This is a genomic window from Streptomyces sp. C1-1, assembly GCF_050214755.1.
Lineage (GTDB): Bacteria > Actinomycetota > Actinomycetes > Streptomycetales > Streptomycetaceae > Streptomyces.
In genome coordinates this window covers 5,451,770-5,470,362 of sequence record NZ_CP189826.1, presented here as the reverse complement: position 1 = coordinate 5,470,362, position 18,593 = coordinate 5,451,770, and the positions used below count along the sequence as shown (strand labels likewise).

Annotated in this window: 22 protein-coding genes; 12 read left to right on the top strand and 10 right to left on the bottom strand. The window is 71.1% G+C overall.

The features are described 5' to 3' along the window. Positions 1 to 156 precede the first annotated feature (156 nt). The 5 genes from phoU to ACQF4J_RS25045 all read left to right on the top strand — a co-directional run bounded on the left by phoU (position 157) and on the right by ACQF4J_RS25045 (position 2,865). Entirely contained in the window at positions 157 to 858 is a 702-nt protein-coding gene (phoU, locus tag ACQF4J_RS25065) for a phosphate signaling complex protein PhoU (protein ID WP_351560598.1), read from the top strand. Positions 859 to 964: 106 nt separating this feature from the next. Then, positions 965 to 1,117, top strand: a complete 153-nt coding sequence (locus ACQF4J_RS25060; RefSeq protein ID WP_174267409.1) for a hypothetical protein — start codon at positions 965 to 967, stop codon at positions 1,115 to 1,117. A gap of 113 nt (positions 1,118 to 1,230) precedes the next feature. Then, positions 1,231 to 2,022 (top strand): glycosyltransferase family 2 protein, encoded by a 792-nt coding sequence (locus ACQF4J_RS25055; RefSeq protein WP_427166833.1) that lies wholly within the window; start codon positions 1,231 to 1,233, stop codon positions 2,020 to 2,022. A gap of 154 nt (positions 2,023 to 2,176) precedes the next feature. Beyond that, entirely contained in the window at positions 2,177 to 2,596 is a 420-nt protein-coding gene (locus ACQF4J_RS25050) for a DUF6233 domain-containing protein (RefSeq protein WP_351560594.1), read from the top strand. 44 nt (positions 2,597 to 2,640) lie between these two features. After that, positions 2,641 to 2,865, top strand: a complete 225-nt coding sequence (locus tag ACQF4J_RS25045; RefSeq protein WP_351560592.1) for a hypothetical protein — start codon at positions 2,641 to 2,643, stop codon at positions 2,863 to 2,865. A gap of 44 nt (positions 2,866 to 2,909) precedes the next feature. On the opposite strand, the gene ACQF4J_RS25040 is transcribed toward ACQF4J_RS25045, so the two are convergent. Continuing rightward, complete coding sequence (locus ACQF4J_RS25040) at positions 2,910 to 3,317, bottom strand: NUDIX hydrolase (RefSeq protein WP_351560590.1); 408 nt, start codon at positions 3,315 to 3,317, stop codon at positions 2,910 to 2,912. 232 nt (positions 3,318 to 3,549) lie between these two features. Here ACQF4J_RS25040 and ACQF4J_RS25035 point away from each other — a divergent pair, with 232 nt between their 5' ends. After that, positions 3,550 to 4,284, top strand: a complete 735-nt coding sequence (locus ACQF4J_RS25035) for a hypothetical protein (protein WP_351560588.1) — start codon at positions 3,550 to 3,552, stop codon at positions 4,282 to 4,284. Beyond that, the gene (locus ACQF4J_RS25030) at positions 4,281 to 4,655 is read left to right on the top strand and encodes a winged helix-turn-helix domain-containing protein (RefSeq protein WP_351560586.1); all 375 of its coding nucleotides are present in this window, start codon (positions 4,281 to 4,283) and stop codon (positions 4,653 to 4,655) included. The genes ACQF4J_RS25035 and ACQF4J_RS25030 overlap by 4 nt, the downstream gene beginning before the upstream one ends. 109 nt (positions 4,656 to 4,764) lie before the next feature. Here ACQF4J_RS25030 and ACQF4J_RS25025 read toward each other — a convergent pair whose 3' ends face one another. Beyond that, positions 4,765 to 5,526, bottom strand: coding sequence for a phosphoglyceromutase (locus tag ACQF4J_RS25025; RefSeq protein ID WP_200705491.1), 762 nt, complete (start codon positions 5,524 to 5,526; stop codon positions 4,765 to 4,767). Between the two features lie 151 nt (positions 5,527 to 5,677). Here ACQF4J_RS25025 and ACQF4J_RS25020 point away from each other — a divergent pair, with 151 nt between their 5' ends. Further along, positions 5,678 to 6,940, top strand: a complete 1,263-nt coding sequence (locus ACQF4J_RS25020; RefSeq protein WP_351560584.1) for an MDR family MFS transporter — start codon at positions 5,678 to 5,680, stop codon at positions 6,938 to 6,940. A 132-nt stretch (positions 6,941 to 7,072) separates the two neighbouring features. Here ACQF4J_RS25020 and ACQF4J_RS25015 read toward each other — a convergent pair whose 3' ends face one another. Beyond that, positions 7,073 to 7,297 carry a hypothetical protein gene (locus ACQF4J_RS25015; protein WP_351560582.1) on the bottom strand — a complete coding sequence of 75 codons (225 nt, stop codon included), beginning with the start codon at positions 7,295 to 7,297 and terminating at the stop codon, positions 7,073 to 7,075. Positions 7,298 to 7,665: 368 nt separating this feature from the next. Next, positions 7,666 to 8,091 carry a DUF2000 domain-containing protein gene (locus ACQF4J_RS25010; RefSeq protein ID WP_351799128.1) on the bottom strand — a complete coding sequence of 142 codons (426 nt, stop codon included), beginning with the start codon at positions 8,089 to 8,091 and terminating at the stop codon, positions 7,666 to 7,668. A gap of 49 nt (positions 8,092 to 8,140) precedes the next feature. Here ACQF4J_RS25010 and ACQF4J_RS25005 point away from each other — a divergent pair, with 49 nt between their 5' ends. Beyond that, on the top strand, positions 8,141 to 8,944 hold the full coding sequence (locus tag ACQF4J_RS25005) for an AraC family transcriptional regulator (RefSeq protein WP_351560578.1): 804 nt from the start codon (positions 8,141 to 8,143) through the stop codon (positions 8,942 to 8,944). Positions 8,945 to 9,023: 79 nt separating this feature from the next. On the opposite strand, the gene ACQF4J_RS25000 is transcribed toward ACQF4J_RS25005, so the two are convergent. From ACQF4J_RS25000 to mshA, 3 genes are all read right to left on the bottom strand, one after another. Beyond that, positions 9,024 to 10,703, bottom strand: a complete 1,680-nt coding sequence (locus ACQF4J_RS25000) for a glycosyl hydrolase family 28-related protein (RefSeq protein ID WP_427166832.1) — start codon at positions 10,701 to 10,703, stop codon at positions 9,024 to 9,026. A gap of 126 nt (positions 10,704 to 10,829) precedes the next feature. Further along, complete coding sequence (locus tag ACQF4J_RS24995) at positions 10,830 to 11,339, bottom strand: YbjN domain-containing protein (protein ID WP_351560574.1); 510 nt, start codon at positions 11,337 to 11,339, stop codon at positions 10,830 to 10,832. Continuing rightward, complete coding sequence (gene mshA, locus ACQF4J_RS24990; protein ID WP_427168611.1) at positions 11,332 to 12,582, bottom strand: D-inositol-3-phosphate glycosyltransferase; 1,251 nt, start codon at positions 12,580 to 12,582, stop codon at positions 11,332 to 11,334. Before mshA ends, ACQF4J_RS24995 begins: the two co-directional genes overlap by 8 nt. A 432-nt stretch (positions 12,583 to 13,014) precedes the next feature. On the opposite strand from mshA, the gene ACQF4J_RS24985 reads away from it, so the two are divergent. The 3 genes from ACQF4J_RS24985 (at position 13,015) to ACQF4J_RS24975 (ending at position 16,607) form a co-directional block, all read left to right on the top strand. Continuing rightward, on the top strand, positions 13,015 to 13,812 hold the full coding sequence (locus tag ACQF4J_RS24985) for a class I SAM-dependent methyltransferase (RefSeq protein ID WP_351560570.1): 798 nt from the start codon (positions 13,015 to 13,017) through the stop codon (positions 13,810 to 13,812). 174 nt (positions 13,813 to 13,986) lie between these two features. Continuing rightward, complete coding sequence (locus tag ACQF4J_RS24980; protein WP_427166831.1) at positions 13,987 to 15,054, top strand: NlpC/P60 family protein; 1,068 nt, start codon at positions 13,987 to 13,989, stop codon at positions 15,052 to 15,054. Between the two features lie 248 nt (positions 15,055 to 15,302). Next, complete coding sequence (locus tag ACQF4J_RS24975) at positions 15,303 to 16,607, top strand: PP2C family protein-serine/threonine phosphatase (protein WP_351560566.1); 1,305 nt, start codon at positions 15,303 to 15,305, stop codon at positions 16,605 to 16,607. Positions 16,608 to 16,693: 86 nt separating this feature from the next. Here ACQF4J_RS24975 and ACQF4J_RS24970 read toward each other — a convergent pair whose 3' ends face one another. The 3 genes from ACQF4J_RS24970 to ACQF4J_RS24960 all read right to left on the bottom strand — a co-directional run bounded on the left by ACQF4J_RS24970 (position 16,694) and on the right by ACQF4J_RS24960 (position 18,477). Then, positions 16,694 to 17,032, bottom strand: a complete 339-nt coding sequence (locus ACQF4J_RS24970) for a DUF2516 family protein (RefSeq protein ID WP_107416290.1) — start codon at positions 17,030 to 17,032, stop codon at positions 16,694 to 16,696. A gap of 131 nt (positions 17,033 to 17,163) precedes the next feature. After that, positions 17,164 to 17,835 (bottom strand): hypothetical protein, encoded by a 672-nt coding sequence (locus ACQF4J_RS24965; protein ID WP_351560564.1) that lies wholly within the window; start codon positions 17,833 to 17,835, stop codon positions 17,164 to 17,166. A 57-nt stretch (positions 17,836 to 17,892) separates the two neighbouring features. Further along, positions 17,893 to 18,477 carry a helix-turn-helix domain-containing protein gene (locus ACQF4J_RS24960; RefSeq protein ID WP_351560562.1) on the bottom strand — a complete coding sequence of 195 codons (585 nt, stop codon included), beginning with the start codon at positions 18,475 to 18,477 and terminating at the stop codon, positions 17,893 to 17,895. Positions 18,478 to 18,593 lie beyond the last annotated feature (116 nt).

Genomic DNA, 18,593 nt, shown 5'->3' with positions numbered 1-18,593 from the left:
GAGTTCACCTTGGAGCCAGGGATGGTTCATTTGGGATGACGGAATCCGACGCGTTCCGGCCGGATCGTGGGAGCGTGGGGTTCACAGCAGCGGTTCGGCGGCTGGTTTCTGATCCCCGAAGCCCCGAGGCACACGTACGTAAGAGAGGGACCCCTGATGCGGGACGCGTACCACGAGGAACTTGATTCGATCGGCGACGGTCTGGTGGAGATGGCCCGACTGGTCGGGTCGGCGATCGGGCGCGCCACGACCGCCATCCTCGACTCCGATCTGAAGCTCGCCGAGGCCGTCATCGAAGGCGACCAGAAGGTCGACGAGCTCCAGCACGAACTGGAGGCCAGGGCCATAGCCCTGCTCGCCCGCCAGCAGCCGGTGGCGACCGACCTGCGGATCGTCGTCACGTCGCTGCGCATGTCGGCCGACCTGGAGCGCTCGGGCGACCTCGCGCAGCACGTCGCGAAGCTCGCGCGGCTGCGCTTCCCGGAGCGCGCGATCCCGCACGACCTGCACGCGACCATCCTGGAGATGGGCCAGCTCGCCCAGCGCCTCATGGCGAAGGCGGCCGAGGTCATCATCACCAAGGACGTCGACCTGGCGATGCAGCTGGAGCAGGACGACGACGAGATGGACCTGCTGCACCGCACGCTCTTCCAGCACCTGCTGGACGACCGCTGGAAGCACGGCATCGAGACCGCGGTGGACGTCACCCTCCTCGGCCGCTACTACGAGCGGTTCGCCGACCACGCCGTGGCCGTCGCCAAGCGCGTGGTGTTCCTGGTGACCGGTGAGCACGCGGACGTCCTGCAGACCGACATCCAGCCGGAGATCCAGCCGGTGGCGGGTGCCGAGGGGGCGTAACCGCAGGCGTCAGGGCGTGCGGACGCCACCGTGCGCCGTTGATGCGCCCAGCACAGCGGGCATGCAATGGGCACAGGCACCAGCCTCTAGGCCTCCAGGAGGACCCATGGCCGAAGCCCCCACCACGCCCGACCCGACGCAGGAGCGCGAGACGGACCGGCCCGCCGAGACCAAGAGCCTCCCGCTCTTCGGCGCGTGCGGCTGCGGCTCGGGCTGCGGCTGCGGGTGCCAGTCGGGCAATCCGTGTCAGTGCGGTTGAGTCCCACGTGAGCGAAGGGCCCCGGTGAGCACCGGGGCCCTTCGTCCGTGAACGACAGGGCCTAAGCTCGGCGGCGAGTTGATCCACGACACGTCTCGGGAGCGCCGGACCGGATGCCCGCCACCCACACCCCCGTCCACAGCAAGGTCGTCTCGGTCGTCACACCGGTGCACGGCGAGGCCGTACGGTTCCTCCCGAGCGCCTACGCCTCCCTGCACACCCAGCGGCTGCCCGACGGCTGGTCGTGGGAGTGGTGCGTGCAGGAGGACGGGCCCGGCGTCCACGCGGCCGCCCACCTCCCCGACGACGATCCGCGCGTCCGGATCTCCACGGCACGCCACGGCGGCCCCCATGTGGCGCGCACGCTGGCCTTCGCGCGGTCCACCGGCCGGTACGTGAAGAACCTCGACGCCGACGACCAGCTCACCCCGGGTGTCCTCGCCCGCGACATCGCCGTACTCGAAGAGCGGCCGGAGATCGGCTGGACCACGTCGCGCGTCAGCGATCTCCTCGAGGACGGCAGCACCGTCTCCTTCGAACTCAGCGACCCGCCGCCCGGCCCGCTCCCCCGGGGCAGCGCCTTCCCCTTCTGGGACGAGCACCACCGCCCGCGGGTCCACCCCGCCACCCTCTGCGTCCGGCGCGCGCTCCTCGCGCTCCTCGGAGGGTGGATGGCCCTGCCGGCGTCCGGCGACACCGGGCTCCTCCTCGGCCTCGACGCCCTGACGGACGGGTGGTTCCACGGTGAGACGGGCCTGCTGTACCGCAAGCACGGGGCCCAGATCACCGCGCACCCGCACCACACCGCCGGGCCGGAGTGGCAGGCCCGTATGTCCCTGATCCGCGAACACGCCCGGGCGCTGCGGGACTGGGCCGGCGTCCGAGGGCCGGCGATGGACGCATAAATCGAACACGTGCTTGAATTTGGCCATGCGATCGTTTTCCGTCGACCCGGCCACCGAGGCACAGCAGGAATGGAACGCCGTCCCCCGTCGGTCCGGGAGGACCGGGCGGGACGTGAGGTGAGCGGCCGCGTCGCGGGCGGCGAGGGTGCGGGCCGTGTCCGCGCTGCCTCCTGATGCGCCACGGCTGCGGGCGATCCTGGCCTTCCTCGAGGAGCGGATCTCCGACCACCAGGCCGTCGGGGTGTACCTGCGGCTCCAGCGGGACGCCGTGCGCGAGGCGCTCGCGCGGGCCGAGGGAGGACGTCCGGCCGAGGCGGACGGCAACGGTCCGCCTCGCCGACGGCGCCCGGACGCGCCCGATCGCGGCGGACGACGGTCCACCGGCTTCGTCGTCCAGCAGAAGCGCACTCCCGACGGCCCCGAGCCGGCCATGATCCACACGGACGACTGCACCATGATCGACGGTCCGGCGCACCCCGTCCGGGGCCGGGAGGCCCGCGCCGCCCTCACCGAACCCGACATCGCACCGTGCACCTTCTGCCGTCCGGACACCGAGCTGGGAGTCCTCGAATGACGCACCGGAATGCGGGACCGTATGTCCCGGACGATCCTGAGGGCATGACCGGACCGATACGCGTGATCGTGCACCCGCCCTCCCCCACGGGTGGACGACGCGTACGCGTGGACGGCGAGATCCTCGGCCTGGCCCACAACGTCGTCGACGTCGCCGAGTTCCTCCGCCGCGCCGGCCTGGAGATCGACCCGTCGGACGTCGCGGACTCCCCCTGGATCGACTGGCGCGGGGTGGGCCCGGAGCGGTGGGGCCCGGAGAGCGGCACCTGAGAGAACACACGCGGGCCGACGGCCCGGCTGCCGGCGATCAGGGATCAGGACAGCCGGCCGGCCTCGTGCAGCGCGTCGAAGACCATCGCGTCGACGGCCGACACCCGGCCCCTGTCGGCGTGGGCGAACCACGCCTTCTCGGCGATCTCCCGCGACGGGGTGAGCTCACCGCGGTGATCGGCGGTGTAACAGATCATCCGGAAGGGGCCGTGCCCGGGATGGCCCTCGCCGATCTCGAACGTGCCGAAGTGCACCATGGAGTCGGGGTCGATCACCGCACGTAGCTCCTCGTCGATCTCCCGCACCAGTGTCTCGCCGTCGGACTCGCCCGGCTCGCGGTGACCACCCGGGAAGTAGAAGCGGTCCCTGCCGTGACTGCGCGTCACCAGCACCCGCTCATCCCGCACCAGAACCCACGCCACCTTCTCGGGCACACGGCCGCCGTTCACCATGCCGGGACCGTATCGAAGGGCGCCGTCCGCACTGACTCTTGATTGCCATGTACTTTGTGATGCAAAGTTAGCCAGCGGGCGGCCTCTCGGCGGTCCGTTCACGAGCGCTGTCAGAGCGACGACCACGGGGGGACGGATGGGACCATCCGCATCGAGCAATGGGGGATCGCGGTCGGAGACGGCTGCGGCCGCCTTGTTGGCCGCGACGGAAGGCCTCCAGGCGAGGACCCGGATGCAGACCAACGGAGCATGGGCTCCCCTGCTCGGCTTCGGGTTCCTTGCGCTGGCGGCCGTTCCGGTCGCGCGCTTCGCCTTCAACTTCGGGGCCCACGGACGCAACATCGCGTCCTATCCGGCCTTCGCCTACGCCGAGCTGACCGGTCTGTGCGTCGTCCACCAACCGGGAACGCCCTGCCAGAAGGGAGAGTTCGACGGGGCCGTCCTGCGCTTCGCGGCATGGGGCGTGTGGTTCGCGCTCCTCCCCCTTGCATGGTTCTTCTTCGCCCGCTGGTATCGCCTGCGCGGCGAGGCTCGGGGCGTCGTCCCCCGCCGCGGCATATGGGTTCGGGTGACCTTGGCCGCCACCACTGTGATCACGGTGGCTCTGGCAGCACTGCTGTTCGGCAAGGACCAGCCCTGGGAGGCCGCGCTGCTGGAGAACAGTTACGCCTCCCCCTGGTACGTCGTCGGCATCGGACTTCTCGCCCTCGGCCTGACCGAACGCAGTTGGATCACCGCATCGGCCGGCATCGCGCACGCCCTGCTGCTCACGGGGTATCTCGGCGCCTCCTGGGGCGGCGGATGGCTCCCCTGGCAACACCCCGCCCACCCCGGCTGGGTTGACGGACCGCAGTTCAAGGCTCTTCTGCTCGCCGCGATCCTGCTCCTCGCCGGCCTGTACGAGTCGACGGCGGCCCGCCGCCGGAGCGCCCCCGGTGTCGCCGGTGCGGGTACGGTCGTCCCATGAGCGTCGAAGACTCGACCGCGGCGCAGGACGACCAAGAGGAACCGCATCCCACCCAGGCGCTGGACGACACCGTCCACCAGCGCGTGCGGCTCGGCGTCCTCACCGTCGCCCGCGAAGCCGACCGGGTCGAGTTCGGCTTCCTGAAGAAGCAACTGGCCGTGACCGACGGAAATCTCTCCCGGCACCTGAAAGTGCTCGAGGAGTCCGGAATGATCACGGTGGAGAAGGGCTACGCCGGTCGCCGCCCCCGAACATGGGTAGCGCTCACCCGCGAAGGCGCGCAGGCCCTGGACACCGAACTCCGCGCCCTACGGGCACTCGTGCTCCGCCTTGAGACTCCCCGCCCGGCACCCGGCACCCCCGACACGTGATCCCCCCTTCGGAAGCCTCTCGCCCTCGCGGCGCGGCACCCACTTCCCCGTGAAGCAAATGCCCCCCACCGACGGAACAACCGCGGGTGGGGGGCATCTTGGGCTCGGGCTACTTCTTCTTGCCCTGGTTCTTGACCGCCTCGATCGCTGCTGCGGCCGCCTCCGGGTCGAGGTACTTGCCGCCCTTCGTCACCGGCTTGAAGTCGGCGTCGAGTTCGTAGTAGAGGGGGATGCCCGTCGGGATGTTCAGGCCCGCGATGTCGGCGTCCGAGATGCCGTCCAGGTGCTTGACCAGGGCGCGGAGGCTGTTGCCGTGGGCGGCGACCAGGACCGTGCGGCCGGCCAGGAGGTCGGGGACGATGCCGTCGTACCAGTACGGCAGCATGCGGATGACGACGTCCTTCAGGCACTCCGTGCGGGGGCGCAGCTCCGGCGGGATCGTCGCGTAGCGCGGGTCGTCGGCCTGGGACCACTCCGCGCCGTCCTCGAGCGGCGGCGGCGGGGTGTCGTAGGAACGGCGCCACAGCATGAACTGCTCCTCGCCGAACTCCGCGAGGGTCTGCGCCTTGTCCTTGCCCTGGAGGGCGCCGTAGTGGCGCTCGTTCAGGCGCCAGCTGCGCTGGACCGGGATCCAGTGGCGGTCGGCGGCCTCGAGGGCGAGCTGTGCCGTGCGGATCGCGCGCTTCTGGAGGGACGTGTGGACCACGTCGGGGAGAAGGTCGGCGTCCTTCAGAAGCTCGCCACCGCGGACTGCCTCCTTCTCGCCCTTCTCGTTGAGATTGACGTCCACCCAGCCGGTGAACAGGTTCTTCGCGTTCCACTCGCTCTCGCCGTGGCGGAGGAGGATCAGCTTGTACGGTGCGTCGGCCATGGGTCAGAGCGTAATCCACGCATTCGCCCGGTCGTGTGGCTGCCCGAAGGCCGGACAGTTGACGGCATCTGTTAATTGAGTGGCTCACCTGAGCCCATCTCCGTAAGTTGTCCCTGCCGCCTGAGCCGCTTACATCTGTGGGGGATCCGCCATGCCCGTCGCCAGTCTGAGACGTGCCGCCCGGGAGACCGTCTCCGGACTGCCCCGCGCGTTCTGGTGGCTGTGGACGAGCACCCTCGTCAACCGGCTCGGCGCGTTCGTCGCGACCTTCATGGCCCTCTACCTGACGCTCGACCGCGGCTACTCCGCCTCCTACGCCGGTCTCGTCGCGTCGCTGCACGGGCTCGGCGGTGTCGTCTCGTCGCTGGGCGGCGGGGTGATGGCCGACCGGCTGGGCAGGCGGCCCACGCTGCTGATCGCGCAGTCCTCCACCGCGGCCTGCGTGGCGCTGCTCGGCTTCGTGCACGACCCCGTGGCGATCGCCGCGGTCGCCTTCCTCGTCGGCATGGCCTCCAACGCCTCCCGGCCGGCCGTGCAGGCGATGATGGCCGACATCGTCCGCCCCGAGGACCGGGTACGGGCCTTCTCCCTCAACTACTGGGCCATCAACCTCGGCTTCGCGATCTCCTCCATGGCCGCCGGATTCATCGCCGAGTTCAGCTACCTCGCCGGCTTCCTGATCGAGGCGGGCATGACCGCCGTCTGCGCGGTCGTCGTGTTCCTGAAGCTGCCCGAGTCGCGGCCGGAGCGGACGGTGGCGCAGCGGGAGGCCGAGGAGGGGATCGGTCTCGGGACCGTTCTGCGCGACGGGCGGTACATGGGCGTCGTCGGCCTGTCCTTCCTCGTCGCCCTCGTCTTCCAGCAGGGCTCGGTCGGCCTGCCGGTCGCGATGGGCGCGGCCGGGTTCACGCCCGCCGACTACGGACTCGCCATCGCCGTCAACGGCATCCTGATCGTCGCCCTGCAGATCCCGGTGACGCGGTTCATCGCCGACCGGGACCCCCGGCGGCTGCTCGTCGTCTCGTCCGTCCTCGCCGGCTACGGCTTCGGGCTCACCGCCTTCGCCGGGTCGGTCGGCGTCTTCGCCCTGACCGTGTGCGTGTGGACTCTCGGCGAGATGATCAACGCCCCGACCCAGACGGGCCTGGTCGTCCGCCTCTCCCCCGTCCACGGCCGCGGCCGCTACCAGGGCGTCTACACCCTGTCCTGGTCGCTCGCCGCGCTCGTCGCCCCCCTGATGTCCGGCTTCGTCATCGACCACCTCGGTGCCGGCTGGCTGTGGGGGCTGTGCGCGGCCGTCGGCACGCTGGCCGCCGTGGGATACGGCGTGCTGATGCGGCGCATGCCGGAGGAGGGACCGGTGGCGGAGCGGACCGGGGCCGCCAAGGCCGAGGCCGAGGTCGCCGCCGGCTGACCGACACGACGGGCCCTCGACGCGCCTGCCCCGGACGCGACGGGCCCCGGACGCGACGGGCCCCCTACCGCCTTCTCCGCCGGTGGGGGGCTCGCTGCACGGGTGTGCGTCGGACGCCGACGCTCGTGTGCGTCAGAGGCAGACGTTCACGCCGACGTGCTGGGGAAGCGCGCCGAGGGTGCCGCCGGCGACGCCGAGGGCGGTCGCCTTGACCGCGTCGGCCTCGGACAGCACGGCCGCGGTGCCGAGCGTGGTGGAGCCGGCGGTGACGTCGGCCTGGGGGCTCAGGCCACCGGAGACGTTGTCGAGCTCGGCGTCGGAGATCTCGAGGGTCTGCATCTGGGGAGCGGAGTTCATGGGGAAAGTGCCCTTCGCATGGATGGTCCACATGGGGGGAGCGGCCCCGCTGGGGGTACAGACGGGCATGCCGCGGTGCGCAGGATCAAACCACGCCGTGTGCCGGGCATCCAGTCCGTACCCGCTCCCAGCAGGGCAGTTGGGCGCGCAGGCGACCGAACCGTGTGGGTGTGCACACCAGTTGGTGCCGGGTTCTCTACAGGCGCGCCCGTCCGGGGACGCGACAGCCGTTGCGGCGGCCGCACCGAACCGGACAACTCCGCCCCAACCGAACCCGCCCTGACCGCGGTTGCGTATGCACTGTGCAGATTCGGTCGCGGATTCGGTCGCGGTGCGATCGGGTTCCGGTGGTACGGGGTCAGAAGGGGTCACGGGTGCATCCGTGCCCCCTTCACCACCTTGTCCACCGCGTTCTTGGGCCCGTACACCGCCAGCCCCACCAGGTCCAGCTCCCCGGTCCCCACGGCCCGTACCGCCGCCCGGTTGTCCCGGTCGTTGCCCGTGGCGAAGAGGTCGGACGTGAAGACCGCGCGCGGGAGCGCCCGGGACAGCACCCGCGTGTGGGCCGCGGTCAGCGTCTCCTTCGTCCCCTCGAAGATCATCACCGGCTGGCGGAACATCGGCAGGTACTGGACGCCGTCCGCGTCCTCGTAGGGCTCGCCGACCACCTCCGGGACCTGTGTGCCCAGGCCGCTGACCAGGAAGGCGGTGACGTTGAGACGCTGCCAGGGCTCCAGGTCCTCGCGCAGCAGGACGGCGATCTTGGTGTCGAAACGGATGGGTTCGCTGCTCATGGAACGAGACTGCCGACCGCCCCGCGACCTCGTCTTGTACGTTCTTTGCATGGCCACCCGGCAGGAAGTCTCCGCCTGGCGCCCGACCGTGCCGGGCGTCGTGGAGGTCTTCCACGCGCACTTCACCGAGTACGCCTACCCGATGCACGTCCACGACGCGTGGACGCTGCTCATCGTGGACGACGGGGCCGTACGGTACGACCTCGACCGGCACGAGCACGGCACCCCGCACGACACGGTCACCCTGCTCCCGCCGCACGTCCCGCACAACGGCTCCCCCGCCACCCCGCACGGCTTCCGCAAACGCGTCCTGTACCTCGACGCCACCCACCTGCCCGACGGCCTGATCGGCCCCGCCGTCGACCGGCCGGACCTGCGCGACCCGGAGCTGCGCCACCGCGTCGGCCGGCTGCACGGCGCCCTGGCGCACCCCGGCGACGAGCTGGAGGCGGAGAGCCGACTGGCGTTCATCGGCGAGCGGCTGCGCGCCCACCTGCGCCCCCGTCTGCCCACCGACGACCCCCGACCCGACCCCGTCCTCGCCCGCCGCCTGCGCGAGCTCCTCGACGAGCATGTCGTCGCCGGGCTCACCCTGGACGACGCCGCCGCCCTGCTCCACGCCCATCCCGCCCATCTCGTACGGGCCTTCTCCACCGCCTACGGCATCGCCCCGCACCAGTACCTCAACTCCCGCCGCGTCGACCGCGCCCGCCGCCTCCTGCTCGACGGCCGGCCACCGGGCGAGGTGGCCTCGGCGACCGGCTTCTTCGACCAGTCCCACCTCACCCGTCACTTCCGCAAGCTGGTGGGGGTGACGCCGGGACGGTACGCCGCGAAAGACGGACGGCGGTGAGATCGCTCCGGCCCCTGAGGTCCCGGCACCGACTGGCACAGGCGCGCCTTCGAGCGCTGCGTGCGGCGGCGTGAGCGAGTCACAGGTTCCGCTGGGCCTCGAACAGGTTGGATGGGCGGACCGTGTTCGTCGTGGGGTACAGCTCCAGTCGGGAGTGCAGGTCGCCGGTGAAGTCCGGAACGTCGGTCTGGTCGAAGTCGGTGACCGTGTCGAGGCCGACCGTCGCCGAGTAGGGGGCGAGTCCGTCGAGCTTCATCAGGCCCGCCCTGCCGTTGGTGACCCGGATGTTCCAGTGCGTGAAGCGGGCGCCGAAGAGCGGGCCGGCGTTCGCGTCGCCGCCGTGGCGGCCGTTGTTGTTCACCGTGATGTCGGTGCGGACGTTCGCGAAGGGCAGGCCGCGGTGGGAGTCGAAGGTGCCCATGCGCATGTCGCCGCGCGACCACACGTTGTGGGAGGACAGGCCCTCGACGTTGATGCCGTGCAGCTGGGTGCCGTCGGGGGCCGGGACCGTGCGGTCCTCGACGGTGAAGTCCTCGATCAGGTTGTCGTGCGAGCCCTCGCGGCAGAAGTAGGGGTGGTGCTCTCCCCGGCCGCCGACGCGGGTGCGGCGCAGGGTGCAGGAGGACGCGGCGACCAGGCCGAAGCCGTTGTCGACGTTGCGGACGGTGACGTCGTCCACCCAGCAGTCGTACGCGCACTGCAGGACGACGCCGTTGTAGCCCTTGTCGAGGAGGTGCGGGGACTGCGGGGTCTCCACCACGTCCAGGGTGAGGCCCTCGACGCCGGAACCCGTCAGCCCACGGACGTGCGTGGTGAACCTGGGGGTCCACTCCGGGCGCAGGTCGAGGGGCAGCGGGCGTTCCAGGGTGACCCTGCGGCCGCGGACGCGGGCGACGCGGACGGGCCATTCGTAGGGCACGTAGGACAGGAGTTTCGTCTTGTCCTGCCAGTAGTACGACGCCGGGCCGGGGCCGCCGCCCGACATGTGCTGCAGCAGCGTGTGGGCGGGGTCGTCGGAGATCCGGAGGAGCACGAGGGTGCCGGGGCGCAGACGGGAGGGGTCGGTCACGGTGACCGTCCAGTCGCCCTGGCGGGCCGGCTCGACGGCGGTGAGGGTCTCCCACTCGTCCCGCTTGTTGCCCGTCCAGCCCTCGAACGGCCAGTCCTGGGCCCTGATGGCGGTGACCAGGGAGTTCCAGCGGGCCTCGGGGGCCAGCCAGATCAGGCCGCCCGCCCACGACCAGGCCGACTTGGTGCCGCCGTAGCGGGAGCCGTACACGCCGATCAGTTCGGTGAGGCTTCTGGTGGCGTGCAGGGTGGTGCGGGTGCTGCCGGCGCCGCGCAGGACGACGTCGTCGTACCCGATGCGGATCAGGCCGTCGATGCGGAACGTGCCGGGCGGGATGGTGACCGTGCCGCCGCCGGCCTTGCCGGCGGCGGCGACGGCACGGTTGATCGCGGGGGCGCAGTCGGTCACGCCGTCGGGGACGGCGCCGTAGTCGCGGATGTCGGCGACGCTGGGGCGGCGGGGGAGGCGGGCTGCTCCGCGACGGCAGCCGGCCCGGCCCACGTACGGGATCTGCGGGTGGGTGAAGGGGGCGCGGGTGAACTCCCGCCAGAGGGTGGGGACCTGGCCCTGGGATGCGGCCGCGGCCGGGGGTGTGACCGCGGCCGCCGTGCCGGTCACCGCGCCGAGTGCCACGGCCGTCGCCGTACCCAGGAGAGTCCGTCTGGAGAGGTGCGCGTTGCCCATGCTCATACGCCCTTCCATGTCAGTGCAGTCATGGATGTGAACGCAGTTCATATCTGCGCCGAGCGTGAGCATGCCACGGCACCTTGGAGCCCGGAAGAGGCCGCGCAAGGTCAGCTAGGTATGGACCTGAATTCAGTCCGAGGAACGCTCGGTCAGGTGGGTGAAGGCGTCCAGGTTTCGTGTGGACTCGCCTCGTGAGACGCGCCACTCGTACTCCCTGCGGATGGCCGTCGCGAAGCCCAGTTCCAGGAGGGTGTTGAAGCTGCCGTCCGCCGCTTCCAGGACCTGGCCGAGGAGGCGGTCGATCTCGTCGGGGGTGACGCAGGACAAGGGGAGCTTGGCGGTGACGTAGACGTCGCCCAGGTGGTCGACGGCGTAACTGACGCCGTAGAGCTTGAGGTTGCGTTCCAGCAGCCAGCGGTGGAACGCGGGTTCGTTCTCGTCGGGGTGGCGGATGACGAAGGCGTTGAGCGAGAGGGAGTGGCGGCCGACCAGGAGGGAGACCGTCGTCTTGAGCTTGCGGGTGCCCGGGAGTTGTACGACGTAGTTGCCGGGGGCCGGGGTCTCCCACTCCAGTTCGGCGTCCTTCAGGACCGCTTCGACGATCTGGGCCGCCTGCGTCGCCTTCTCTCCGTCAGCCATGGTGGGAGCGTACGCGACGGCGGTGCGACTGCATCGCGGCCGTGTAGACGTCCGCCGTGGCGGCGGCCGCGGTGTCCCAGCCGAAGGACAGGGCGTGGCGGGCGGCCGCGGCGCCCATGCGGGGGGTGAGCGCGGAGTCGTCGGCGAAGGCGCGGAGCACGCGCGCGTAGTCGGCGGGGTTGTGGCCCCGTACGAGGAAACCGGTCTCCGTGTCGCGTACGGCGACGGGGAGTCCGCCGACCGCGGCGGCCAGCACGGGGGTGCCGGCCGCCTGTGCCTCTATCGCCACCAGGCCGAAGGACTCGCTGTACGACGGCATGACGAGGAGGGACGCCGCCCGGAACCAGTCGGCCAGCTGGTCCTGGTCCACGGGCGGCCGGAAGCGGACCACGTCCGCGATGCCGAGGCGGGCGGCGAGTTTCTGCAGGCCCTCGGGCTTGGCGAGGCCGCTGCCGCTGGGGCCGCCGACGATCGGGACGACGATGCGGGAGCGCAGGTCGGGGCGGTCGTCGAGGAGCGCCGCCACCGCGCGCAGGAGGATGTCGGGTGCCTTGAGGGGCTGGATGCGGCCGGCGAAGAGGGGGATCAGGGCGTCCTGAGGGAGGTCCAGGCGGGCCCGGGCCGCCGCCCGGCCGTCCGCGGGGCAGAAGCGGTCGAGGTTGACGCCGGGGTGGACCACCGCGACCTTGGCGGGGGCGGCGTCGTAGTGGCGTACGAGTTCGTCCGCCTCTTCGGAGGTGTTGGCGATCAGGCGGTCCGCCGCGTTGACGATCTGGGTCTCGCCGATCACGCGGGCCGCGGGCTCGGGGGTGTCGCCGTCGGCGAGGTTGGCGTTCTTGACCTTGGCCATGGTGTGCATGGCGTGGACCAGGGGGACGCCCCAGCGCTGGGCCGCGAGCCAGCCGACGTGGCCGGAGAGCCAGTAGTGGGAGTGGACCAGGTCGTAGTAGCCCGGGCGGTGGCCGGCCCAGGCCTGCATGACGCCGTGCGTGAAGGCGCAGAGCTGGGCGGGGAGGTCCTCCTTGGCCAGGCCCTCGTAGGGGCCGGCGTCGACGTGGCGGACCAGGACGCCGGGGGACAGCTCGACCGTGGGGGGCAGGGTCGCGGTGGTGGCGCGCGTGAAGATCTCCACCTCGACGTTGATCGCGGCGAGGCGTTGGGCCAGCTCGACGATGTAGACGTTCATGCCGCCGGCGTCGCCTGTGCCGGGCTGGTGGAGCGGGGAGGTGTGCACGGAGAGCATGGCTACGCGGCGGGGGCGGCGGTGGAGCCTCAGTCGGCTCACTTGGCGATCCTCCTTGCTGCGGGCATGCCGGGCGGGGGCCTTCAACCTGGATGAACAGCGGAGGGAGGCGTTCCCATTCCGGAGGGTGGGGTTTTTGCCGAAGCATTACCGGTTGTCGCTCAACTGTTCGGGGGTGGGGTGCGTGGAGGGTGCGGTGCGGGGGTGGGGTGCGTGGACGGTGCGGGCGTGGGGTGCGTGGAGGGTGCGTGGTGGTGCGCCGGGTCCGTTGTGGGTCGGGGCCGTGCCGGGGGGTGTCCGTCCTCGGTCGGGCGGTGCCGTTGGGTGGGGTGTGGACGGTGATGGACGCCCGACGCTGCGGGCGGGCACCCCCGGCACGGCCCCTGCTCGCCGTTGCGCGGGGCGCGGTGGCGGGCGCCTACCCTCTTGGGCATGACCGCTCGTGCCATCCGTCGTCCTGTGGGGAACGTGACGCGTGGGACCACCAATCCCAATCGCCTGCGTCGGATGGATCGGTGGATCGCGGCGGTGCAGGGGCGGGCGCTGCGGTGTGCCGTGGAGCCTGTTGCGATCGATCTGGGGTACGGGGCTGCCCCTTGGACCGCCGTCGAGTTGCTGGAGCGTTTGCGTGGCGTGGCTCCGCGGACGCGTGTCGTGGGCGTCGAGATCGAGCCCGCCAGGGTCGCCGCGGCGAAGGCCTACGAGCGGGAGGGGCTCGTCTTTCTGCATGGCGGGTTCGAGGTTCCGGTCGTGGGGCGGCCGGTGTTGATCCGTGCCGCGAACGTGCTGCGGCAGTACGAGGAGGGCGAGGTTCCCGGGGTGTGGGAGCGGCTGTGCGGGCGGCTCGCACCGGACGGGCTGCTCGTGGAGGGGACCTGTGACGAGATCGGGCGCCGGCACGTGTGGGTCGCGCTCGGGCCGGAAGGGCCTCGTACGGTCACCTTCGCTGCGCGGCTGGGGTCGTTGGAGCGGCCTTCGGATCTCGCGGAACGGCTTCCCAAGGCCCTTATTCACCGGAACGTTCCGGGTGAGGCCGTTCATTCGTTCTTGCGTGATTTTGACCGGGCCTGGGCCGCCGCTGCGCCCTATGCCTCCTACGGCGCGCGGCAGCGCTGGATTCGGGCCGTGCGGGATCTGGGGGGCCACTGGCCCGTGGTGGACGGGCCCGGGCGGTGGCGGCAGGGTGAAGTGACCGTGGAGTGGGGGGCCTTGGCGCCTTCGGGGCTGTGACCTGCGGGGAACGGATGCGGTGCGGCGTTCGTCACAAAGGCGGGAGATCGTCATGGGGGGAGGCGGAGGGGGGAAGTTTCGGGTGCGACGGACTCTGTCGTTTTGCGCCTGACCATGGCACGATCCCCCGAGTGTCCGTAAGTTACTGACGGTAAATCAGATTGGGGGAGCGCTATGGGTGCGGGCAAGCGCGGTCTGATCGCGACTGCCGTGACCGTGGTCTGCGCGGTCACCGTACTGACGGCGCCGGGGACGGCGTTCGCGAGCCCGACGCCCACGCCGAGCGCGTCGGCGACTCCCGCCTCCAACAAGGAGCTTGAGGCCGTTCAGGCCAAGCTCGACCGGCTCTATCACGATGCCGCCGTGGCCACGGACTCCTACAACGCGGCCGAGGAACAGGCGCAGACGCAGTCCGCCGCGATCGTCGATCTGGCCAAGAAGATCGTCAAGAGTCAGCAGCGGCTGGACGAGTTGAGGAAGCGAGCGGGGGCCGCTGCCGCCGCGCAGTATCGCGGGGGCGGGCTGCCCGACGAGGCGCAGTTGCTGCTCAGCGACGATCCGCAGGAGTTCCTCGACGGCGCGGGCCGGGTGCTGGAGGGGCAGCGGGCCACCAAGGGACTCATCGCCGAAATGACCCGCACCCAGCAGGACTTGCAGCAGTACGCGGCCGACGCCTCCGCGCAGTGGAAGAAGCTGGAGGCCAACCGCAAGGCGAAGGACGCCGCCCGGAAGAAGATCAAGAAGCAGATCTCGGAGGCCGAGAAGCTTCAAGGGCGGCTGCAGAAGGAGGAGAAGGAGCGGCTCGCGAAGCTGGAGCAGGAGGCCGCCTACAAGGCGCAGACCGCCTGGCTCGACTCCGGGATTCTCCAGGACATCAACGGCAAGGCGTCCGAAGAGGGCAAGAAGGCCGTGAAGTTCGCCACCGACCAGATCGGCAAGCCGTACGTGTGGGGCGCCGAGGGACCGAAGTCCTACGACTGCTCGGGGCTGACCTCCCAGGCCTGGCTGAACGCCGGCCACCCCATCCCCCGTACGTCGCAGGAGCAGTGGAAGCAGCTCAAGCACGTCGACATCAAGGACATGCGACCCGGGGACCTCATCATCTACTTCGACGACGCCAGCCATGTCGCCATGTACATCGGCGACGGCGCCATCGTGCACGCCCCGCGGCCCGGGCGGACCGTGACGATCGCGGGGGCCGGATCCATGCCGATCCTCGGGGTGGTACGGCCGGACGCGTGAGACCGGCACCACGTGACGCACGGCACCCCGGCCGCTCCCAAACGCCCGGCGGACGTGACCTTCGTCATTCGCCCTGGTGGGCCGACCTGTCCAACTGCGGTATATATCGCGGCATATGACGCTGGCCGGTGTGGCGGGGACGTGGCCCACACCATTCCGCTCGCCCGCCGACTACCGCTATGGTCCCCGTCGGTGGTTCGAGGTCCCTCGGTCCACCGCCCTCGGGGGGAGGGAAGGAACTCAAGACGATGCCCGTACCCATACCGCGGCAGCGAGCGTTCCCGGCCGCGGAGAGTGGTCAGGCGCCGGCCGCACACCGAGGCGGCACCTCCAAGGACCCGTCCCCGAGCAAGGAAGCCAAGGTCGACAACCACGCCGCCACCGCACCTCTGACGCTGCTGCTGATCGAGGACGATCCGGGTGGCTCCACCGTCGTGCCCGAACTGCGGGACTCGGCCGGCACCCCCGTCCGGGTCCGCACCGCCCGCAACCTCACCGAGGCCGAGCGGCTGCTCACCGACGACGTGCACTGCATCCTGCTCGACCTCGCCCTGCCCGCCCCCGGGCGCGGCGCCGAGGAGGACGAGCTCGCCGTGCTCCGGCACGTGCTGCAGCTCGCACCCCGGCACGCCGTCCTCGCGCTCACCGCGTCCGGCGACGCCGAGCGCGGCGCCGAGGCGGTGCGGGTGGGCGCCCAGGACTACCTCTTCCGGGACGAGCTGGACGCGCGACTGCTGAGCCGGGCGATCCGGTACGCCGTCGAGAGGAAACGTTCCGACACGGCTGAGCGGCGGCTCGCCGAGGGGCGGCTGCGGGCGCAGGAGAACCGGCGCTTGGAGCGCGGTCTGCTGCCCACCCCGCTGCTCGAGGGCTCGCAGCTGCGCTTCGCCGCGCGGTATCGGCCGGGGCGGTCGCGCGCGCTGCTCGGCGGTGACTTCTACGACGTCGTCCGCACGCCCGACGGGACCGTGCACGCCATGATCGGCGACGTGTGCGGGCACGGCCCGGACGAGGCGGCGCTCGGTGTGGAGCTGCGGATCGCCTGGCGCGCGCTGACCCTGGCGGGACTGTGCGGGGACGAACTGCTGGGGACCCTGCAGCAGGTGCTGGAGCACGAGCGGGCGGACGACGAGATCTTCGCGACCCTGTGCACCGTCGACATCGCGCCGGACGGGCGGCGGGCCGGGCTCTGCCTGGCCGGTCATCCCTCGCCGCTGCTCGCGCGGCCCGGCCGGCCCGCGAAGCTGCTGCCGTACGACAACAACGGACCCGCTCTGGGGCTGCTGCCCGGGGCCCGCTGGCCGCGGATGCAGGTCGAGCTGGGACGGCAGTGGAGTCTGATGCTCTACACCGACGGCCTGATCGAGGGCCGGATCGGGGAGGGTCTGGAGCGGCTCGGGCAGGACGGCATGGTGGAGATGGTCCGGCGGCTCGTGGGCGAGGGGCTCGGCGGGGAGGAACTGCTGCGGGCCGCGGTGAACGAGGTGCGCGACCTCAACGGCGGCGAGCTGACGGACGACGTCGCGGTGCTGCTGCTGGACCGGCTGGGCTGAGGCCCGGGAGCCAGCCTTGCCAGAGGGCCGAGGCCAGTAGCTGGTAGGCCTTGGGCGGGGCCTCGGCCCTCACGCAGGTGTCCGGTTCAGCGGCCGCCGTTGTACGGGCCGTAGGGGCCGTCGCTGCTGCTGCCGCCACCGCGGCGGCGGCCGAATCCGCCGCCCGAGACCTGCTTGAGGGCGGGGCGGACGTCCACGAAGAAGACGATCGAGGCCACCAGGCCCGCGAGCTGCAGGAAGAGCATCGGCACCAGGAGGTTCACCGCCACCGCGATGCCGAGGATGATCAGCCAGAAGCCCTTGTTCTGCTTGTCGGCCGCCCGGTACGCGTCGTCACGGAAGAGCGCGGCCATCACCAGCGCCACCACGGCGAGGATCACCATGGCCAGATAGAGCAGCCCCAGGAACCCTGCGAAGCCCTGCATCAGCACAACGTCCACCACCCGACTCGGCTCGTCCTTACGCGGTCACCGTACCCGGTGCCGGACTCCCGCTACCCGAACAACGGGCCGAGCACCCCTGGAGTGCCCGGCCCGTCCTCGTTCACCCGTTCGTGTCACTTGGCGGGCGGCGTGGTCTTCTTCGCGCCGGCCTTGCGAGGCGCCGGCGTCTTCTTCGCGACGGGCTTCGTGGCCGGGGTGGAGACGGCGGCGGCCGTGGCCGGGGTGGCCGGCTCGGCCTTGACCTCGACCGGCTCGGCCTTGGGCTCGACGGCGACGGCGAGCTCCTCGACCTCCTCGGCCACGGACTCGATGCCCTCGGCGGCCTCGCCGCGCCAGGTCTTCACGGCCTGCTCGCCGTGCTCGGCGACCTTCTCGTAGGTCTCCCGGGCCTTGACGGCGTACTCGGCGGCGACGCCGACGCCGCGCAGCGCGATGTCCTGGGCGGCCTCGCCGAACTTCTTCAGGTCGGCGTCGATGGTGGCGCCGAGCTTCTTGAAGTCACCGTCGAGGGTGCTGATGAACTCGTTGACCTTGGTCTGCAGGGACTCCTGGGTCTCCTTGACGCGGGCCTGCGCCTCCTTGGCCCTGGCCTGCGCCTTCTCCTGCACGGCCTTGGTGTCGGTGTTGCGCACGGCCTCGATGCGGGCCGGGGCCTCGGCGCGCAGCTGCTCGACGAGCGCGGGCACCTTCTTGGCCTGCTGGTAGGCGAGGTCCGCGGTACCGGCGGCGAAGTAGAGCGGCGTCGGGTCGCTGAGGGTCTTCTTGAGGTCGTCGGTGATGGCCATGACGATGGTCCTTCCCGGTCGCTTTCAGCTGAGGGTTTTGAGTCCCGGGCAGTCTGCTCAGCCGGCAGGCTGCTGCGGGTCGTGCGGTTCGGCGTCGCTGCCGTCGGACGTGCGGGTGCGGCGCGCGGCGTTCTCGCGTTCACCGGCCGCGCGGGTCTGGGGTGCCTTCCGGCCGTGGCGTACGACTGGGTCGTCGCCCTCGGTGTCCACCGTGCCGTCGCCGGACCGGACGGCCTCGACGACCGCGGCGTTGGTCCGGGCCGCGTCGTCCTCGTCGCCGGCCGTGTCGGTCCCGAAGCCGTTCTCCTTGCGGAACGACTCGTAGATCTGGAGCAGCACCTGCTTCTGCCGCTCGTTCAGCGTGGGATCGGCGAGTATGACGGCGCGCGTCTCCACCTCGTCCCGGTCCCGCTCGGCGTCGAGGATGCCGGCGCGGACGTACAGCGTCTCGGCGGAGATCCGCAGGGCCTTGGCGACCTGCTGCAGCACCTCCGCGCTCGGCTTGCGCAGTCCGCGCTCGATCTGGCTCAGGTACGGATTGGACACCCCGGCGGCGTCGGCGAGCTGCCTGAGCGACAGCTGCGCGTTGCGCCGCTGCTCGCGCAGGTACTCACCGAGATTGCCGACGTTGAGCGATGCCATGACTCCACTGTGCACCCTTGCGCTAACTATTGCAAGCAGCTGCTTGCAATAGTGCGCTACACCACTCGGACGGGCTAGCGTGGGGCCGTGATCGTGTGGATCAACGGCACGCACGG